This is a genomic window from Mucilaginibacter lappiensis (assembly GCF_900155965.1).
Classification (GTDB): Bacteria; Bacteroidota; Bacteroidia; order Sphingobacteriales; family Sphingobacteriaceae; genus Mucilaginibacter; species Mucilaginibacter lappiensis.
This window is the reverse complement of record NZ_FTMG01000008.1, coordinates 300501-320897: the sequence shown is the minus strand read 5'-3', so window position 1 is coordinate 320897 and position 20397 is coordinate 300501. Positions and strand designations below refer to the sequence as shown.

Here is a 20397-nt window from a genome sequence, read left to right as displayed (position 1 = left end):
TCTTTATACGTCAATTCCTCCCCACGGAAAATGAGCGCAATATTTTCAGGTGTTTTTGCTACCTGTTCCTCAAACAAATCTACTATCGTCTTATCAGAAGGATAACTTATTTCAGTTGAGTTAAAATCAACCAATAACTTTTTAACCTCCGCGGGTGTTATAAGCTTCACAGCAGCAGGATTCTCTTTATGCAATAACTGCGGTATCACATGCTGAAAATGCTCCACTATCATCTCTATATCACCAGCAGAGAGTAAATCAGCATTATAACTAAAGTTAAATTTCAGCGTATTATGCTGTTCTACTGCTGTAATAGTCAAAAGGTAATTCGTCTGCTCGTTAATAGACACTTTATCTATAGATAACAGGTTCTCTCCGGCATCCATATCAGGATAGTTCTCAAATACCAGGATGGTATCAAACAGGTCCCCGCTCATCCCTATCCAATGCTGGATTTCGTTCAAAGAAGTATATTGATATTGTCTGATATTAGTATGAGACCTTTGCAATTCCTTTAGCCACAACACAGTGTCTTTCTTCTCATCCATCATCACCCTCAAAGGAAGATTATTTATATATAGTCCTATACGTTGTTCGGCATTATGCATATCAAACGGGCGGCCAGACACCACTACTCCAAATGCTATATCCGGAGATGCCGTATATCTGCTCAATAACAAAGACCATACACCTTGCACGAAAGTATTTACCGTTAACTGATTTCGTTGGCAATACTCCTTTATCTCCTGCGCATTTATTACCAGTTGCCTATGCTCAACCCTACCCTCATTCTTGCTACGTTCATGATCAGCAACCTTTCCCGCAAAAGGCAATAATGTCTTCTCATTGAAACCCGATAAATAATCTTTCCAGGCCCCCTCGGCTATTGTACTGTCAGTTTTCGCTATGTATTTTATATAATCTGCATATCTGTCTTCTCCTTTCGCAGCTGGAAAATTTCCACTGACAAAAATTGCATAAGTCTCTTTAAATGCTGCTAACAACACCGAATTCGACCACCCATCCAATATGATATGATGATGTGTCCAAACCATTTTATAAGATGAAGCTCCTAACCGGATCAAAGTAATCCGCATTAAGGGTGCTACTTTAAAATCAAAACCACGTTGTAAATCTGACTGTATAAAGGCGTCCACTTCAGAACCTTTCATATCCAGCACTTCAAACGGCACAGACACATTTTCATACACGCATTGGACTGGAATACTCAATTCATCCGCCACGAAGCTGCTTCTTAAAACACTATGCTTTGAAATAATATAATTCCATGAGGCCTCAAATGCAGCCACATCGATATTCCCGCTAAAATCAACCTGTAGCTGCTGCCGGTAAGACTTAGCATCCGCATCATACAAATGATGGAACAACATTCCCTTTTGCAATGGGCTCAGGCGATATACCTCACTGATATTCTTAGTTGCCCAAAACGCATATAATTCTTTATATCCCACTTCTGGTGCAAGTCCAAAATCAGAAGGTGTAAATTCTCTTCGGTCATGCTCTTTACAATGAACAATTAATTGCTTTAAATGATCAATAAAAGAAGCTGCCAGTGCAGCTATCGTTTTTGGATAATACTGTAGTTGAGAATAACTCCAGTCCAAAACCAGTACACCATCTTTAATAATACCACGCACATCCAGCTTCCTGTTAAAAGGAAATGCCGGACTAATATCATCGCCTCTATTTTCATCCGCCGGCATTATCAGTTTTGCTATATTATCGGTCTGTCCCAGGTAATTAAAAACAATATCCCATTGGCCTTTCAATCCTGTCAAGCCATATCCCAACCCCTTTTGAGGAACGCCGCGCAATTGTTCTTTTACACAACTGATTAGTTCTCCAGATGATAACCCACCCTCTATTTCCAGTAGCAACGGATATACAGTAGTAAACCAACCAACCGTTCTGCTGATATCGACATCTCCGGCAATATGCTCCCTGCCGTGTCCTTCCAGGCCTATTAAACTACTTGACGCACCAGTCCACTCAAACAATACCTTCGCCAATGCACTCAATAAAATATCATTGATCTCGGTATTATATGCTTTGTTCACATCTGCCAGTAGTGCACGCGTAAACTCTTTGCCCAACACCACTTTATATGTTTCCCTGTCTGCAGCTCTTATCACCACATCCGTCGTTTTATCAACAGGCAAAGTCACATACTTATTTATAATTCCTTTCCAATAATTACCTGCTTCATAGTTCTTCAAAACAGCAGCCCATTCCCGGTAAGAGCTTGTTTTTAAAGCCGGCACAATATTATCCACTATCACCAATTCCTGAAACTGCTCAAGCAGTATTCTCCAGGAAACACCATCCACAGCCAAATGGTGGATCACCATAAATAACCTGTTATAAGTATCATCTGCAGGAGTTTGTATCAGCAATACTTTCAGTAATCTGCCGGTACTAATGTCAAGACTTCTTTGAGCTACATTACACAACTCTGTAATATCCCCTCCTTCATGTACATCTACAACGTCTTTTACATCGCCATAAAATTGCCTCCATATACCATTATCCTCAATATATCTGAAACGCAAAGCATCATGTTGTACTATCAAGGCCTCTATAGCAAGTTTGACACGTGTGGCGCTTATTTTTTTATCTATCTTTAATAACTGTGATTGATTATAATGAGACTTATCAGGAAAATCAGTTTCTAAAAACCAGCGTTGTATAGGTAACAAACCTGCTTCTCCTGTCAAAAGTCCTTGCTCTGCTATTGTTTCAATGCTGATTTCCTGCAAATGTAAAGCCAGTCCGGCGATAGTCTGGTATTCAAATATATGTCGTGGATGTAGCGCAAGCCCATGACGATTAGCCCTACTCATCACCTGTATACTGATAATGGAGTCTCCTCCCAGTTCAAAAAAATTATCATGAATACCCACCCGTTCAAGATGTAATAATTCTTTCCAGATGTTCACCAATATCTCTTCAGATCCATTACGCGCGGCGACATAATTGTTCGCGACAAAAGATACATCTGGTAACGCCTTCTTATCTATCTTTCCATTTGACGTTAGGGGTAATACTTCCAATTCCACTATTTGGGAAGGCACCATATAAGCAGGCAACTTATTGCTCAGGTACCTATATATTGACTCCCTATCAAATTTACCATCAGGAACAACATATGCAATCAGGCGTTTATTACCTCCTGTATCCTCCTTTACCACTATCACACTCTGATGTACAAATTGATTCAGCACCGATGTAATCTCTCCCGGTTCTATACGATAACCACGGATTTTTACCTGCTCATCAATTCTCCCTTTAAATACTATATTTCCATCTGCAAGCCTGCTTACCAAATCCCCTGTTCTGTAAAGCCTGCCTTCATCAAATGGATTAATGATAAATTTTTCATCTGTAAGCGAAGGCTGATTTAAATATCCTTTCGCAACACCATCGCCACCTATCAATAACTCTCCTGCTACCCCTACGGGGCACAAAGAAAAATTTTTATCAACAATATAAATATCGGTATTGGAGAAAGGCCGCCCGATGGGGACTACCCTGCAATCACTTAAAGGGTCTGTCTGGAATAACAGCTTCCCTATAGTGGTTTCCGTAGGTCCATAATGGTTCACTACTTTAAGCGACGGGATATTTTGTAATAAAATGCCGGGCAATTCCTCTCCTCCAAATATGATCATTTGCTCAGGCAGCAAATAGTTCTCACCATGCTGCAGCGATTTCCAGTAAGAGGGAACTATCTTGATGCAATCAATTACATGTTGCCCAAAATAAGCGTGCAAAGCAGCAGGCGTCCTCAATGTGTCTTTCGAAAACAAATGCAAAGTACCCCCAGAAAATATGGCACCAAATAATACCGTATTCCCTAAATCAGTAGAAATAGAAGACATTAAACCGAAACTGAGGTTCGATGACATATCAACAGTATAAAACAATCCATACAGATAATCTGTTATATTACCGTGTGTAATCATTACACCTTTAGGCTGCCCTGTTGAACCCGAAGTATAAATTACATATAACAGATCGTCGGCAGTTAAATCTGTTACAATCTTAACATTTGGCTCATCCAGTTCTTCATCCAGGAATATGATATGGACTGTATCAGTATGCAGTAAAGCTCCGCATGAACTGTCACTAACAGCAAAACGTGCATTCGTATCCCTAATAATAAACTCAACTCTCTCTTGTGGATAATCGGGGTCAAGTGGAACGTAAGCCGCGCCTGATTTCAAAATACCTAAAATCCCAGTCAGCACCATTTCTAAAGCCCCATCCAGACATAACAGCACAATTGAATTTTTACCTACGTCATGTTTTATCAAATAGTGTGCAAGTTGGTTAGACCGCTCATCTATTTCTCTGTAGGTAATCCTTTTTTCCGCGTAAACAATGGCTATAGCATCAGGCGTTGTAAAAGCCTGTTTTTCAAATATATCAACAAGTGTAAGTGCTTTATTATAAGATATCCGGTTTCCCGCGAATTCATCAGTTGCAAGCAACATGTTTAGATGTCCTATCCGTGTTTCCGGATTATCTACTACAGCAGATAACAACATTTTAAAATGTTCCATCATCCGCATAATTGTCCCAGGCAAGAACAAATCCGTATTATACTGGATACTTACATCCAGTCCTTCCGAGGTTTCGGTAATGTTAAAAGTCAGATCAAGCTTAGAAACCCGCTGTTCAACAGGCAATATATTGAAACCTACATCTCCGATACGATAATCTTTCACTTGTTCATTATTCTGCAAAACAAACAGCACATTCAGTAAAGGTGCATTACAAGGGATATCCTGATGCGATAAAGCTTCGAGGGTACTTTCCTTTACACGGGCAAGCAGTTCCTTAAATGCAGGGTTACCGCTAAAATCATTACGTAATAGCAGGATATTCACAAAAAAACCAATTAAAGGCCCAATTTCGTCCTGCCCCCTGTTGGCTACCGGCGATCCTACACTCAAATCTTCCTGACCTGTATAACGGTATAAAAGAGTTTTAAATACGGTTAACAAGGTCATAAACAAGGTTACATTCTCCTTCTCAGACAAATCCCTCAAAAGCAGTGTCAGCTCCTTGTTAACAGTAAAAAATAATGTTGCCCCTTTAATACTCTTTAGTGTCGGTTTAGCAAAGTCAAGTGGTAACTCAAGTAGCGACATGTCTTTAATTCTGTTTTCCCAATATTCATCTTTTAAATGACTGCGCTGCCAGATAGCATAATCCGCATATTGAAGTTCAAGAGGAGCCAATACGGCTTCCCTCTTTTCTTTTGCTGATAAATATAGCTCAGTAAGCTCTGCTGCCATTATTGGCATAGACCAACCATCAACCGCAATATGATGAAACACAATCGCCAGCAGATTTCCATTAAAAAGACTCGCACGAAACAGATGGTCTTTTGAAAGATCAAAAGGCATCGATATAAATTCTTCAAGAGTCCCATTATGGTCGCTCATTCTCCATTGTCCTTCCGGCAATATCACCTGAAATGAACCTACAATAACACTCCTTAATACTTCATGCCTGTTCACCAGCGCACAAAATGCATATTCCAGTATATCTCTATCAATATCTCCTTGTAATTGTAACACAACAGGAATATGATAATGGCTACTGCCTTCTATCTGATGCACCAGCCATAAGCGTTCCTGTGAAAATGACAAAGGTATCTGAGCGGGCCTTTCATGCCGCTCAATTACTGGTAATGAAACATGCTTATCCTGCCTGCTCACGTAATTACTCAAAGACCGCACAGTAGGATGCAAAAACATTTGCTTCAGTGGTACATCTACCTGTAATTCTTTTCTGACGGAGGCCGCTACTTTTGTAATCAGCAGAGAGTTTCCACCTAACTCAAAAAGGTTATCCATAGCGCCAACTCTTTCAATACCTAATACTCTCTTCCAGATATCAGCAACTTTTTTCTCTATATCATTCTCCGGCGTCACATATAACTTATGGATCACATCATCCTGTTGTACATCCGGTAAAGATTTTCTGTCGGTTTTACCATTTGGGGTCACCGGCAAAGCTTTTAACTGTACAAAAAAGGATGGCACCATATACTCGGGTAGTATATTCAACAAACCCTCGCGTAATAATCCTTTATCAATAGTATAAGCCGATACATAATAAGCAACCAGCACATCCTGCTTCACTACTACCGCTACCTGCTGCAATTCATCAACAGCACGGAATAACGCGTGCTCAATCTCTCCAGGTTCGATCCTGAAGCCGTGTAACTTCACCTGCTCATCAACTCTACCCAGGAATTCAATATTTCCGTCAGGTAACCATCGTGCAGTGTCACCTGTGTCGTACATTCTACCATCGCCCAGAAGGTCTGCTACAAATTTTTCAGATGTAAGTGCATCTTTATTCAGGTATCCCCGCGCCACACCTACTCCCGCCACATACATCTTACCGCTAACCCCAATAGGCACCGGTTGGAAATAATCATCCAGAATGTATACACGCAAATTAGCGATTGGCTTCCCTATAGGAATAACCTTATCGTTCGCATTTACTTTATACACTGAAACACAAACAGCACACTCTGTAGGCCCGTAAGCGTTATAATAATTAATAGTTTTTGCAATAGTAATGGCCCGCTGCACATGCGCGGCCTCTCCTGCCGAAATAACACACCTTAATCCGCTGATATCCTCATTAGACAACAAATCAAGATAGCTCGGAGGAAAAGTGACCACTGTTGCAGCAGTCTGCTTAAGAAACGATCCAAATGTAGTATGTTCCTTCACAACATCTTCCCCCGGAATAATCAATGTAGCACCACTATATAACGCCATCATAATCTCGGAAATAGACGCGTCAAATGCCATGGAAGCAAACCATACGATCTTATCCTTTTGGGTAACATCAAATAACCGTATCTGATCCAGCGACATATTCACATTGCCTTTGTGCTCAACCATCACACCTTTAGGTCGGCCCGTAGAACCAGATGTATAAATTACATAGGCGAGATCTGCGGGGGATATATCTCTCAATAGATTTGAGATATCGTACTTCTGAACATCTATCTCATCATTGATTAAGATTTTAACACCACTATCGGCTATAATATAGTTTATTCTCTCCTCAGGATAATTAACATCAATTGGCAGATAGGCCGCACCGGTTTTCAATATTGCAAGTATGGCAATTAGTGCATTATCTGATTTTGGCAACAGTACTCCTATCACATCGTCAGCTGAAATAGTATAATGATCGACCAAATAGTGTGCAAGTTGATTTGCCTTTGCATTTAACCCGGCATAAGTAAGTTCTTTGCCCTCAAAACTCACGGCTATTGCATCAGGAGATTTTAGTACCTGTGCCTCAAACAAATCTACAATTGTTTTATCCTCGGGATAAACCCTTACCGTATTATTAAAATCATAGAGTAAAACATGCCTCTCTTCTTCCTGTAGAATCGGGATGTCAATTATATCTATATATTCTTCCAGTTGCTGTACCCATAAATTATAGTTGTGCAGAAAATGTTTAGCCAGTTCACTATTTACAAAGCGCTCAGCATAGTCCAGCTGCAAATGCAAATCCCCATTTTCCTTCCACACGTTCAACAAAAATGGTAGCGGAGTTGACGTATCTGCATTGTATAACAATCCAAACTGAGTAAGCTCCGCGAGCGAAATATTTCTCTGTTGTAAAGAATCTATATCATATTTAGCATGAAAGTATACGTCCTCCACTTCACTTTTTATCTCTGACAGAAATTCCTTTATTGTAATGTCTTTCTCTGGATATACAGAAAATAAGACAGGATAGTGATCTACAGAAAAAACCATTCCGTCAAATTCAGTAAAATATCTTTTGAGCAACAATGCATAAATAGCCAGCAACACAGTATACTCTGTTATTACGCGTTCTCCGGTAACCCTATTAAAATAGGCCAGCTTTTTACTGCTGATGGTGGATGTGTGGGACAAAAATGTGTGCTCTTTACGAATAGTTTTTCTGTCTTTTATCTTGTTGATCCAATAGTCAGAAAGTAGTCTATTTTCGATGTTATTATCGATCATCTTGAAGTACTTATTAAAATTAAATTATTTCTAAAATTTCAGCAGAAGCTGGTCAGATCAAAATCGGTGAGCAAGGGTAATAAAACTTGATTTTACTCAAGCATGATAGCTTTAACAAATTGGCATGATAGCCATTTATCAATCTTCGGCACATCGAAAACGGGTTATAAGAAACGGTTAGTTACCGGTAAATATGATATGACCAACGCGGGCGTGATATTTATTAACCCCAAGTTCTTTGTACAGTCAATCCTGAGATGTTAATTAAAGATTAGGGCTTATATTTAAGCAGATTGCAGAAAGCAATTTTAAAGTAAACGCACAACATCATAATCAGACAGGTGGATAAAAAATGGAAACAGCGAAGCGGTTAGATAACAACATCCTAAACCACTAATTTAAATAAAATCAATAGATCATAAAATAAATGTTATCGTATTAAACTAGCTCTATTCGATCAAAAACTATAAACTGGGGGCTAAAAAACGAATACGTCAACAAAAAGTACATAGCTTCGCTTAAGCTGTATCACATCTCATCTTTTAAAAGATCAAGAAAATGATATAACTTTTTTTATTTAGCAACAAGCTTATCTGTTTTAAAGTTTACCAGCCCTGCTTTGTTATTACTGCACTTTTTTCCGGCAACAATAACCCGTTTAAATCTTACAGCCAGTCTTCAGTTAATGCTATCTTTTGGCGCGTTTAATCGTTAACCCTAATTATATTATAAACTATCAGAAACCGGGTATTATTTGCTTATAAATCTATGAGAATTTTTCTATAAAAACCAAGAAATATTTTTTTTATTTAATATTTCCTATCATGTAAATAAAAGTTACTTTAGGAAATTTTTATTAAGTATTTTGGATTTTAAATTACAATTTATATAGTATTTTCCTATTTATAGCGAGTAAATACTACCTCTATTTGCAAACAATCACACTTGTAATTAATCTTGATTAAAATATATTAATATGTATTTTCTACCTGTATGAGCAAATTCGCAGACTCAAGCAGTACTCCATTTCTGTTGCAGAGTAAATTTCAAGGTATTATCAATAATTCTGATAATATCGACCGCTTCATCGTGAAGGAAAAAATGTCCGCCATTAAAATAGTGAAATGCACATAGACCACGTGTATGTGTTTTCCAAGCTTCAACTTGTTCCTTCGAAATCCTGTAGTCCTCCTTTCCTGAAAATATCGAGATATCGCAATCAAAAGGAATTACTCTTCTTTGGGCAAAACCAGTGTCGGCTAACCTGAAATCATTTCTTAACATGGGCAGGAAAAGATCTGTGAGTTCGGGGTGCTCAAAAAACTCCGGGGGCGTTCCTCCAAGTTTTATTACTTCCTGTTTAAACTCATTATCATCCATTAAATGATATTTATTTCTCACAGGCCCTGCAATATCCGGTGCTGATTTACCAGAAAAAAACAGATGAACCGGTTGCCTTATGTTAAGCCCTTTTATTTTCTGAGCCAACTCATAGATTAATAATCCACCTAAACTGTGTCCAAAAAAAGCATACGGGCCATTGGTTATCCCACTTTTAATTTTTTGATACAAATCTTCAACAACCTCTTCTAGGTCATGATTTAACGGTTCTGATATGCGCTTTCCCCGGCCCGCCAATTCTATCGGAATTAACTCTATACAGCTATCCATATTCAAGTATGACTTCCATCGGGCGTATATCGCCGCAGATCCCCCTGCATATGGAAAACAGAATAATTTTAATTTTAACATCTTATTTAAAGTTTAGCTTAAGTACAAATCACAACTCCCAGAATATATGGAAGGAGTGCTCTTTTGGAGCTGAGACGACAGGCCAGACCTTTATTTGTTTATTTACGTCGCCTATTTTAGCTGAAGATTTAGTCATCACCCTCCTAACTAAATCTTTTGATAAAAGATTTATCGGATCAATGATGCATATTTTCATCTGCTTTATAGGCCTTTAGCACCAAGGCCATTCAATACACCGGAGTGTGATTACTCCTGCCAGGTTCTTTTAAAAAAAAAGCGCTGCCAGTCGAATTAACATAGAGTTGCAACGTACAAATTATCAACGGAAACCTTAAATATATGAGAGCTTTGTAAAACAGGGTTAATAAATAGCTCCGCTGAGAGCATTCACAATAATCGCTCTTTTATAAAAAGTTTGTAAGATAATCACAATCAACGCTCACCGTCTTGAAGCAGGGAATTCAGAAGCGTAGTAATTCGTACATTAATTCCTCTTAATTATCAGCTCCTAAAAATAATAGTTAAGATTTATAAAACAAATATAAAATACATTTCTATCGTTTTTTAACAAACATATTTTTCCATATATAAAAACATCGCTAAAATACACAAGCCATACATGGTATTGGTAATTTGAAGCATTTCTTTGTAAATTTACTGTTACGTCATGTATGTATTTAATTGCGTTTATGCGAAAATTCATACTATTACTAATTACCAGTTATATGAATTATTTTTTTTTCATATAATTGAATTTACATTATTAAAATCTAATTACTAAACACGTTACCAGAAAGTAAAAACATATTACTGACCTAATTGACAGCGAACTGTACTTATGACTAATCCAGACTCAGCACCTAACCTTAACTGGCACATACTTTATACATATCCCAGGTATGAAAGAAAAGTCCACAATCATTTATTACGAAACAATTTTAACTCATTTCTCCCGGTACATACAATTGTTAAACAGTGGAGCGACAGAAAGAAAAAAACGGAAGTTCCGTTATTCCCCAATTATATCTTTGTTCAAACAACAACAAACAAATGTTTTAGAGTACTCGATTTTCATGGCATTTCGCACTTTATCGCGTTTAATGGCAACCCCGTTGTTGTCGGGGATGAGGTGATACAAACAATAAAAAAAATGATGGGTACTTCAAACTTAAGCGTGGAAGAACGTTTGATAGTTGGTGACAAGGTACTTATCCAGGGAGGCATATTTGACGGACTCACCGGGATTGTATACAGAAAAAATGGCAGGTCAAGGTTTTGTGTTCAAATCTCCGCCATTAACCAAATAATCTCGGTTGATATTGATACATCTGATGTATCAATGATTAAATTGGTGAAACAATAGGCAAGAGTTACTGCATGCTTTTTACAACCATTAATAAGTGTTAAAACTTATGTTATGGGCAAATTATGAATATATCCCTCCGCGGCAAACGTTTTGCTTATTGGATTATTATCAAATTATAAGTATTCAATAATGTCGTGCTTTATATTATTACACCTATGATATTAAATAAAAACTGGCCAATCACATTCGGATGTTTTATGCTATATTATTATTTATCGAAGCCAGTTTCCTTAAATCTTCCATAAAAGAGTTCGAGAACTGCGGTCGCAAGGTCACTAACGGAGACAACACATACGTGTTGCATCTTTTTTTCATACTAATAAAAACCTGTTAGGCAGATTGTTACAACAATTGCTTTTGTAGTTCAATTTTAGCAAAGAAATTCCTGAACCGTTAAAGGTTAACGGTTTAAAAAGTTTACCAGAAATGCGATCAACCTATTTTTTTTACAGTTCGATTTCTCGTTAAGGTTTACAACGCCTGAATTGCCATCATATTGATGGGTCTTTTCGACCAAATAAAGAAAGTTCAATATAATTGCAGCTTCATCATCATCAACCTGAATGCCCTATTTTGCCAAAAGCTTGATTGCTCGCTTAACGGATATCCTCTTATCATAACACACATTATCTATTTCTATAGAAATCTCGTGTGTTTTTTAAATCTGTGCAGGTTGGCAAAATCAAACTAACGATCTGCTTTTAATCATCACTTATATGATCGACTAACATGCCCACATTAAAATATCGATAAAATATAAACTTTTACCATAATTATATAAAAATGGATCAAAGAATTGCCTTAATTTAGCATCGTGAAAAGAATAGCAGTCATATTACTTCTCCTGATCTACACGGCATCGGTTTATGGAATTACCATAGACAAGTTTTATTGCTGTGGTAAATTAGCCAGTGTATCTCTGTCTGCTAGTTCGGCATCAAAAAGTGACTGCAAGGCAACGAGCGGTTCCGATTGCTGCAAAACTGTTAAAGCAAACTTCAAAGTAAAAGACAACCATGTTTCGGCCAAAACCGATCTGACTCTAAAAAACTCGTTTGCTGTAGTTATTCCAGTATTTTCTATTCCTGCTTTAGCAGAGAGAATAACTTTAAAGGAGGTAAACGGCTACAATAGCCAGGCCCCTCCTGTCCAGCGCGATCCGCTTTATATCCTTTACTCCAACTACAGAATTTAATACCTCCGGGACCTCTTCCCCTATTGTTTAATTGCCATCCAGGCAAATTAGACTATTCCATATATTAATCAATATTTCTATCAATCAATTTATTGCTGAACGATTTCAGCATCTGCATACTTATATTTTAAAAAATGAAAAATTTCAAATTTTCAATCATTTTGCTTGCCCTACTTTTTTCAAAGTCATTGGCGCAAGCAGGTAGCTTTAATACTCCAAATACTACTTCAATTCAAGATTCACTTATTGCTATTAAGAATCCGAAACTGTCTGATTTCAAAATCCTAGGGCGTGGCGCAATTATTATCTACGAACGCCAGCGTCCTGGCGACAAGCTCAATCTTTTTAAACCCATTGTTACCCATTACTTCAGCGTAAAGGGATCTGATCAGGTGTATCTATTTACCTTAGAAAACTTAAAAAAGATCTACAGGGACGGGCGGTATTTTGATGTTCTGGACACCCGATTTAGAATAGACAGCGACCTATTGGTTTACGATGCTATTCATCAACAGTACAGGATCAATTATTACCTGTCAAAAGTAGATCCCGCTTAATTATAATAACGTGCAATTAATCATCAAACCATAATTCAGTTAAAACTCATGAAAAAAGTAATGTTAATGGCTGTTGCCATCTTGTTCTCTGCCGCAACCGTGTTTGCCGCACATTCCACCACCATGGTACCCGATACTACTAAAACGAATAAAGTGAAGCCTGCAAAAGTGCAATACACCTGTACTATGCATCCGGATGTGCTGAGCGACAAACCTGGCAAATGCCCCAAATGTGGCATGACACTGGTAAAAAAGGAACCGGCAAAAAAGAAAGCTGACAAAATGAAAATGTAAATGATTGAGCCTGTCCGCCAGACGGTGAATGGGCTTATTAAACCTATTACGATGATTAATCAACTCATTTCCCTGTCTTTAAAAAACAGGTATATTGTTTTACTGATCGCTGCTGCTCTTTTCGCATGGGGCATTTACGCGGTCAGGGAAAACCCTATCGATGCCATACCAGATCTCTCAGAGAACCAGGTGATCGTATTTACCGAATGGCAGGGCCGCAGCCCGCAGATCATGGAAGATCAGGTAACTTATCCTCTGGTGAGCAATTTGCAGGGGATCCCTAAAGTAAAAGCCATTCGTGCTACTTCCATGTTCGGGATGAGTTTTGTCTATATCGTTTTTGACGATAAAACCGATGTATATTGGGCACGGAGCCGGGTACTCGAAAGACTGAACTACGCACAGCGGTTATTACCGCAAGGGATCACACCGACTTTAGGGCCGGACGGCACAGGGGTTGGCCATATTTTATGGTATACGCTGGACGCTAAGGGGATGGACCTAGGCGAACAAAGGGCCTTGCAGGACTGGTATGTAAAACTAGGGCTGCAGACCGTGCCGGGCGTTAGCGAAGTGGCCTCGTTTGGCGGCTTCGAAAAACAATACCAGATCACTATCGACCCGCATAAACTCAATTACTATAATATACCGCTATCACAGATTTTGAAAGCGGTAAAAAGCAATAACAATGATGTAGGTGGCCGCAAGTTTGAAATGAACGGCACCGGCTATATCGTTCGTGGCCTCGGTTATATCAAGACCTTATCAGATGTAGAAAACATCTCTGTTGGCGTAATCAATACCATACCGGTAAAAGTCAAAGACATCGCTACGGTACAAATGGGCGGTGATGAGCGCCTGGGTATTTTTGACCAGAATGGAAACGGTGAAGCGGTTGGCGGTATTGTGGTAATGCGCTACGGCGAGAATGCAGATAAAGTTATTCATGCAGTGAAAGATAAAATGGCCGACATTCAAAAAGGATTTCCGGCAGGTATAAAATTCAAGATCGCCTATGACCGAAGCGAACTCATCGAAAGCGCGGTAGGTTCTGTGAAACATACGCTTATCGAAGAAATGATCACGGTATCTATTATTGTGATCCTCTTCTTATTGAGTTTTAAAAGCGCTTTAAGCATTATCATACAGATCCCCATCACCATAGCAACAAGCTTTATCCTACTCAATGCATTTGGCATCAGTTCTAATATTATGTCCTTAACAGGAATTGCGCTGGCAATCGGGGTGATTGTAGATAATGGCATTGTCATGGTTGAAAACTCGCACCGGAACTTATCTCTTGCACAACAAAAAGAAAGATCATGAGCACAGCAGAACGAATAAAAATTATAGAAGCTTCCTGCAAGCAGGTGGGCCGTGGTGTATTCTTTTCCACCCTTATTATTGTTGCCTCATTTCTGCCCGTATTTTTACTAGAAGGCCAGGAAGGTAAATTGTTTGGCCCGCTGGCCTGGACAAAAACATTTATACTGGCTATCGATGCTATCCTTGCGGTAACACTGGCCCCGGTGCTGATCTCTTTTTTCCTGAAAGGAAAATTGAGAACAGACGATCGAAACCCGCTAACCAATACATTAGAAAAACTATACCGGCCGATCCTTAACTGGTGCGTTACCTGGCGTAAAACAACTATCGGTATCAACCTGGTTGCTTTATTGATCAGCATACCCCTGCTGCTAAGTTTAGGTAGTGAATTTATGCCGCCTTTGGATGAAGGAACGATCCTGTTTATGCCGGTAACACAACCCGATGTATCCAACTCACAGGCCAAACAGCTTTTACAGGTACAGGATAAGATCATTAAAAGTGTACCCGAAGTAAAAAATGTTTTGGGTAAAGCAGGGCGGGCCAATACCGCTACCGATAATTCGCCGATCAGCATGACCGAAACGATTATCCTGTTAAAGCCCAAAAGCGAGTGGCGGAAAGACATAAAAAAAGAAGATATTATCAATGAACTGAACGCCAAACTACAGATACCCGGTGTGGTGAACGGCTGGACCCAACCGATCATCAACCGGATTAACATGCTTTCGACAGGTATCCGTACCGATGTAGGTTTAAAAGTTTACGGACAGAACCTGGATACGATCTATGCTTTATCCGGCCAGATGAAACAGGCACTGCAAGGCATTAACGGGGTAAAGGATCTGTATGTTGACCCTATCACCGGTGGCAAATACCTGGATATACAGGTCAATAAAGATGCTATTGGCAGATACGGCCTGAACGTAGATGATGTGAATGAGGTGGTGGAAAGCGCATTAGGCGGTATGAATTTGACCACTACCGTTGAAGGTAGGCAGCGATTTAGTGTAAACGCGCGGTTGGCACAGGATTACCGTAATAACCTCGACGCGATCAAAAGGACCCTGGTGCAAACCCCTAACAATGGCCCAATCCCTTTATCATCTGTTGCTGATATAAAAATTAGTGATGGCCCTGCAATGGTACAATCGGAAAATGCATTATTAAGGGGGACGGTATTGTTCAATGTACGTGACCGGGACCTGGGCAGTACAGTTAAAGAAGCCCAGGAAAGATTAAACACCATGGTCAAATCGTTGCCCAAAGGTTATTTTATTGAATGGAGCGGGCAGTATGAAAACCTCATCCGTGCCGAGCATACCTTAAAGCTGGTATTACCTATCGTACTGCTCATCATTTTTGCCTGTTTGTATTTTGCCTTTCATTCTATCCGCGAAGCATTTTTTAGCCTCATCTCCATCCCTTTCGCATTGATTGGCGGCGCTTATATGGTGTATTTCTTTGGCGTTCATTTATCTGTTGCTGTAGCCGTAGGGTTTATCGCCCTGTTTGGGATAGCGGTAGAAACAGGCATCGTGATGGTGATCTATTTGAATGATGCCATGCAGCAATTGATAGCCTTAAAAGGTAATTCAAAGGAAAACATCACCAAAGAAGACCTGCAGGTTTACGTCATGAATGGCGCGGTGAAACGCTTACGTCCAAAACTCATGACGGTTTGCGTAGCCCTATTTGGGTTAGTGCCGGTACTTTGGGCAAACGGGACAGGCAGTGATGTGATGCTGCCTATAGTATTGCCTATGATCGGTGGCGTTTTAACCTCTTCCACGCATATTTTACTGGTTACTCCACTTATCTTTTTGATGGTAAAGGAGTATGAGTTGAAAAAATATGGCAAGCTGGAAGTATTAGAAGTAAAGGAGTAAAATCATGAAAACGAAATATCAATTTATAGTCACGCTGTTTGCCTGTTTTACATACCTGTCAGCAAAAGCGCAAATACAGCGCCTGCCCTTAGATAGTGTTGTTGCGCGTGTGGCCGACAACCCGGCATTGCAGGCTTTAGTTGCAAAAGCCAGCGCACAGGACGCTTACGCAACCGGGGCAAAAAACCTGAATGCACCGAAGATCAGTGCGGGCCAGTACCAGGTTCCCTACCAATTTAGCCCCAACGGAGGTTCATTTATGATCCAGGCCGAACAAATGTTTATTAATCCAGCAAAGTTAAAGGCCAAAGAAGATTACATGAAAGGAATATCCAAAGTAACCGCAGAAGATAAGAACTATCTAAAAAATCAACTGGTAGCGCAGGCTAAGCAATATTATTATGAGCGAGTAGTACTGGAGAAAAAGTTGGCTCTATTGCAGCATTCGCAAAGCCTGTTGGAGTATATGCTCAAAGACGCCAACATCCGGTTGACCTATGGCAAAGAAAAGCTAAGTAATATTTATAAAGCTAAAGCGGATCTATACGAGCTGGACAATATCCGTGATCAATTGAACACCGAGATCACCCAAAAGAACATCATGCTCAATACGCTGATGAACAGGGATAAGCAAACTACTTTTACAGTGGATACTGCGATTACGTTAAGAGAATATGAAAGTACCCTAACCAATACCGCGACATTAGCAAATACCCGGAGCGATATTAAAAGCATTAACAGGAACATTGAATTACAAACTTTAAACGCAAAGGTTGAATACAGCAAACGCAAGCCCGATTTTGGGATTCAAGCTGCACATATGATCAGCTATGGCGGTTATGCCAATCAATATATCTTAATGGCATCTGTCACGATACCTATCGTTCCATGGGCATCTAAAGAATATAAGGCTAATCTTAAAGGTATTCGCTACGAAGTAGAAGAATTACAACAGCGGAAAATGGATGCGCTTAACCAGGCCCAGGGGCAACTGGCCAGTATAAGAACGGATATGGGCAGCAAGAAAAAGCAGATCAGCAACTATCAGCAAAACATCATTCCTGCCTTACAAAATGGTTATAAAACAGCATTATTGGCCTATGATCAGAATACAGGCGACCTGCCATCCGTATTAATTGTAATTAAAGACCTGCAAATGTCAAGAATGAGCGCTTTAGACCGTTTGCAGGAGCTTTTAACCTTACAGGTGGCTTATGAACGTGAAAATGAAACCACTGCACTGACATTAAACAATCACAACAAATGAAAAATATTAAAATCATAATGATCAGTTTACTGTCGGGCTTGTTACTGTTTGCCTCCTGTTCTGATCAAAAACAGAAAGCAGCTAAAGTGCAGGTCAAAACTAATGTTAAATATACCTGCCCGATGCACCCGCAGATATTGGAAGACCATCCCGGCAGTTGCCCCATTTGCGGTATGACGCTGGTAAAGAAATCAGGTCAGGTCAGTGAGGGCTCAGGTATCAACTTGAATACCGTTTTGCAATCGGTTAATTCTTCGGTGCTATCAACAATCAAAACTATTGTACCCAAAGAAAAGGAAGTACCAACAGCGGTCTCAGCCCAGGGTTACCTTGACTTTGATACACGCACGTTTAACAATATCGCTTCGCGTTTTTCCGGTCGTATCGAAAAACTGTATATCAAATATACCTTCCAGGAAATCCATCGGGGTCAGCGTATCTTCGATATCTATAGCCCTGATATGGTTACCGCTCAGCAAGACTTGATCTACCTGACAAAAAACTCTGTACAAGAGGTCGGGTTAATTAATGCAGCAAGACAGAAATTATTACTACTGGGCATGACATCTGAACAGGTTAACCAGGTTGTTAAAACTGGGAGAGCTTTTTATAGACTGTCTGTATATAGCGCTTATGATGGGCATGTACATGATATGCCGCATAGCCAGATGGCAAGCGCAGCCCAAACATCAGCGCAGTCCGATTTTGCAACTAACCTGCCGCTATCCATCAAAGAAGGCATGTATGTTGAAAAAGGACAGAATTTGTTTAATGTGGTAGACCCGCATAGGCTTTGGGCTATCATTAAAATTGATCGCTCAGCTATTTTTGGATTAAAATTAAACCAGACAGTTGCGATCACGCTGCCGGATCTGCCAGGTAAGACCATTACGGGTAAGGTTAATTTTATAGAGCCGACTTTACAGGAAGGCGATAAAACAACCAGCATCAGGGTTTATATCGATAATATGAATCATGAACTAAAAGTGAACAGTATTGTCAAAGCGACTATACAAACCGGCGGCGCAAGCGGTTTATGGGTCCCCCGATCTGCGCTGGTTGATTTGGGGCAGACCAAAATTGCCTGGTTAAAAAACGGTGCGTCCTACGAGGCTCATCAGGTAAGTACCGGCATTATTTATAATAACGAAATACAAATTACAAAAGGTTTATCCGTGACGGACAGCCTGGCATCCAATGCCCAATATTTAACAGATAGTGAAAGCTTTATTAAAACGCAAGGTCATGATTAATATAAAGAAACGTTTCTGGGTATTGAGCGCAGCTGCGCTCCTATCCTTTATGATATTAACAGCTGTACTTTTTACAGCATGTACGCAAAAACCGAAAGCTACCGCTGCTAAGGCAATAAGCAAAGCTTATTATACCTGTTCCATGCATCCCCAGATCCATGAAGATCATCCGGGTAACTGCCCGATCTGTGGCATGAAACTGATCAAAGTGGAAATGAGCGGGAATGGTATGGATATGTCCGAAAATAAGATCAGGCTGACAGCCACACAGATTCAATTGGCAGGCATACGAACGGATACGGTTAAGGAAGAAAATGTAGGCAGCGAAAAAACGTTGACCGGAACAGTAACCACCGACGATAATAAATCGGAAGAGCTGAGCGCAAGGATACCAGGTCGGGTGCAGCAATTGTTTGTCAGAACTACGGGTGAAAAAATAGCCATGGGACAGCCCGTTTATTCCATTTACAGTGAAGATCTGCAGGAAGCTGAAAAAGAATATTTGCTGGCCAGGCAGCAGGAAAAAATACTGCATAACCCGGATGTGGATTACCAGCAGCTTATCAGTGCTGCCGAAAACAAACTACAACTTTGGGGCTTATTTCCGGCACAGATCAGGAATATCGCAGCATCCGGAAAAGTATCTGCAACGACAACAATATTGAGTAAAGTCGCTGGAACCGTTAGTGAAATACTGGTACATGAAGGAGATTACGTCACCGAAGGGATGTCTGTATTAAAAACACAAGCTCTAAACAGCTTATGGGTAGAAGCCCAGCTGTATGCCAGTGAAACAAACAGTTATAAAGAAAATGACCGGGTAAGCGTATCCTTTCCTGATTTAGGCGGACAAATCATTAATGGCAAAGTTGAATTTATCAATCCCGAATTGTCGAATGCCTCCAAAGTTAATTTAATCAGGATTAGTATCACTAATCCACAAGGCCTGATTAGACCCGGGATGCTGGCATATATTTCTATTGGCAATGGTAGCAGCCGTGCTTTAGCTGTACCTGTTTCTGCTATTTTAATCGATGGAAAAGGTAGCCAGGTATGGGTCAAAAATCCCGACGGCAGCTTTTCATCCAGGATGATAAAACCAGGTAATAGCAATCAGAGCTATGTACCTGTTCTTTCTGGTTTAAACGCTGGAGACATAGTGGTCACCAACGGGGCTTATTTGTTAAATAGTGAGGCGATATTTAAGAACGGTGGAGACAATATGGCTGATATGAAAATGTAATCGCTAATTCACCAATACATCATTTATAGAAGCCATTTTTTTCAAATCCTCCATAAGGGTATTCGAAAATTGCGGTCGCAAGGTCACTTAAGAAGGCGTTCTACAAAGAACGTCTTCTCTATTTTTCCCTATAACATTCGTATTAACAAGCTATTATATTGAATTTCGAGAAAAAAAAGAGTTCGAGAATTACTA

The 20397-nt window shown here is 39.8% G+C and carries 11 protein-coding genes; 9 read left to right on the top strand and 2 right to left on the bottom strand.

Going from position 1 to position 20397, the window contains the following annotated elements; all coding sequences use genetic code 11:
• On the bottom strand, positions 1-8060 hold an 8060-nt coding region (locus BW976_RS16865), incomplete at its 3' end, for a non-ribosomal peptide synthetase (protein WP_076374515.1).
• 1011 nt (positions 8061-9071) lie between these two features.
• On the bottom strand, positions 9072-9812 hold the full coding sequence (locus tag BW976_RS16860; protein ID WP_076374513.1) for a thioesterase II family protein: 741 nt from the start codon (positions 9810-9812) through the stop codon (positions 9072-9074).
• An 838-nt stretch (positions 9813-10650) separates the two neighbouring features.
• Here BW976_RS16860 and BW976_RS16855 point away from each other — a divergent pair.
• From BW976_RS16855 to BW976_RS16820, 9 genes are all read left to right on the top strand, one after another.
• Positions 10651-11175 carry a UpxY family transcription antiterminator gene (locus tag BW976_RS16855; RefSeq protein WP_076374511.1) on the top strand — a complete coding sequence of 175 codons (525 nt, stop codon included), beginning with the start codon at positions 10651-10653 and terminating at the stop codon, positions 11173-11175.
• Between the two features lie 817 nt (positions 11176-11992).
• Positions 11993-12373, top strand: a complete 381-nt coding sequence (locus BW976_RS29085; protein WP_139332322.1) for an HYC_CC_PP family protein — start codon at positions 11993-11995, stop codon at positions 12371-12373.
• A 134-nt stretch (positions 12374-12507) separates the two neighbouring features.
• A complete protein-coding gene (locus tag BW976_RS16850; RefSeq protein WP_076374509.1) occupies positions 12508-12930 on the top strand; it encodes a hypothetical protein in 423 nt (140 codons plus the stop codon).
• Positions 12931-12978: 48 nt separating this feature from the next.
• Positions 12979-13224, top strand: a complete 246-nt coding sequence (locus BW976_RS16845) for a heavy metal-binding domain-containing protein (protein ID WP_076374507.1) — start codon at positions 12979-12981, stop codon at positions 13222-13224.
• A 51-nt stretch (positions 13225-13275) separates the two neighbouring features.
• Positions 13276-14550, top strand: coding sequence for an efflux RND transporter permease subunit (locus tag BW976_RS16840; protein ID WP_076374505.1), 1275 nt, complete (start codon positions 13276-13278; stop codon positions 14548-14550).
• Complete coding sequence (locus tag BW976_RS16835; protein ID WP_076374503.1) at positions 14547-16439, top strand: efflux RND transporter permease subunit; 1893 nt, start codon at positions 14547-14549, stop codon at positions 16437-16439. The genes BW976_RS16840 and BW976_RS16835 overlap by 4 nt, the downstream gene beginning before the upstream one ends.
• 4 nt (positions 16440-16443) lie before the next feature.
• A complete protein-coding gene (locus BW976_RS16830) occupies positions 16444-17706 on the top strand; it encodes a TolC family protein (protein ID WP_076374501.1) in 1263 nt (420 codons plus the stop codon).
• Positions 17703-18959 (top strand): heavy metal-binding domain-containing protein, encoded by a 1257-nt coding sequence (locus BW976_RS16825; RefSeq protein WP_084192235.1) that lies wholly within the window; start codon positions 17703-17705, stop codon positions 18957-18959. The genes BW976_RS16830 and BW976_RS16825 overlap by 4 nt, the downstream gene beginning before the upstream one ends.
• Positions 18952-20202 (top strand): efflux RND transporter periplasmic adaptor subunit, encoded by a 1251-nt coding sequence (locus BW976_RS16820; RefSeq protein WP_084192234.1) that lies wholly within the window; start codon positions 18952-18954, stop codon positions 20200-20202. Before BW976_RS16825 ends, BW976_RS16820 begins: the two co-directional genes overlap by 8 nt.
• Positions 20203-20397 lie beyond the last annotated feature (195 nt).

Bases quoted from the DNA above. Each gene is read 5' to 3' on its own strand.
- BW976_RS16860 (WP_076374513.1), bottom strand. From the start codon at position 9,812: ATGTTAAAATTAAAATTATTCTGTTTTCCATATGCAGGGGGATCTGCG.
- BW976_RS16855 (WP_076374511.1), top strand. From the start codon at position 10,651: ATGACTAATCCAGACTCAGCACCTAACCTTAACTGGCACATACTTTAT.
- BW976_RS16850 (WP_076374509.1), top strand. From the start codon at position 12,508: ATGAAAAATTTCAAATTTTCAATCATTTTGCTTGCCCTACTTTTTTCA.
- BW976_RS16845 (WP_076374507.1), top strand. From the start codon at position 12,979: ATGAAAAAAGTAATGTTAATGGCTGTTGCCATCTTGTTCTCTGCCGCA.
- BW976_RS16840 (WP_076374505.1), top strand. From the start codon at position 13,276: ATGATTAATCAACTCATTTCCCTGTCTTTAAAAAACAGGTATATTGTT.
- BW976_RS16835 (WP_076374503.1), top strand. From the start codon at position 14,547: ATGAGCACAGCAGAACGAATAAAAATTATAGAAGCTTCCTGCAAGCAG.
- BW976_RS16830 (WP_076374501.1), top strand. From the start codon at position 16,444: ATGAAAACGAAATATCAATTTATAGTCACGCTGTTTGCCTGTTTTACA.
- BW976_RS16825 (WP_084192235.1), top strand. From the start codon at position 17,703: ATGAAAAATATTAAAATCATAATGATCAGTTTACTGTCGGGCTTGTTA.
- BW976_RS16820 (WP_084192234.1), top strand. From the start codon at position 18,952: ATGATTAATATAAAGAAACGTTTCTGGGTATTGAGCGCAGCTGCGCTC.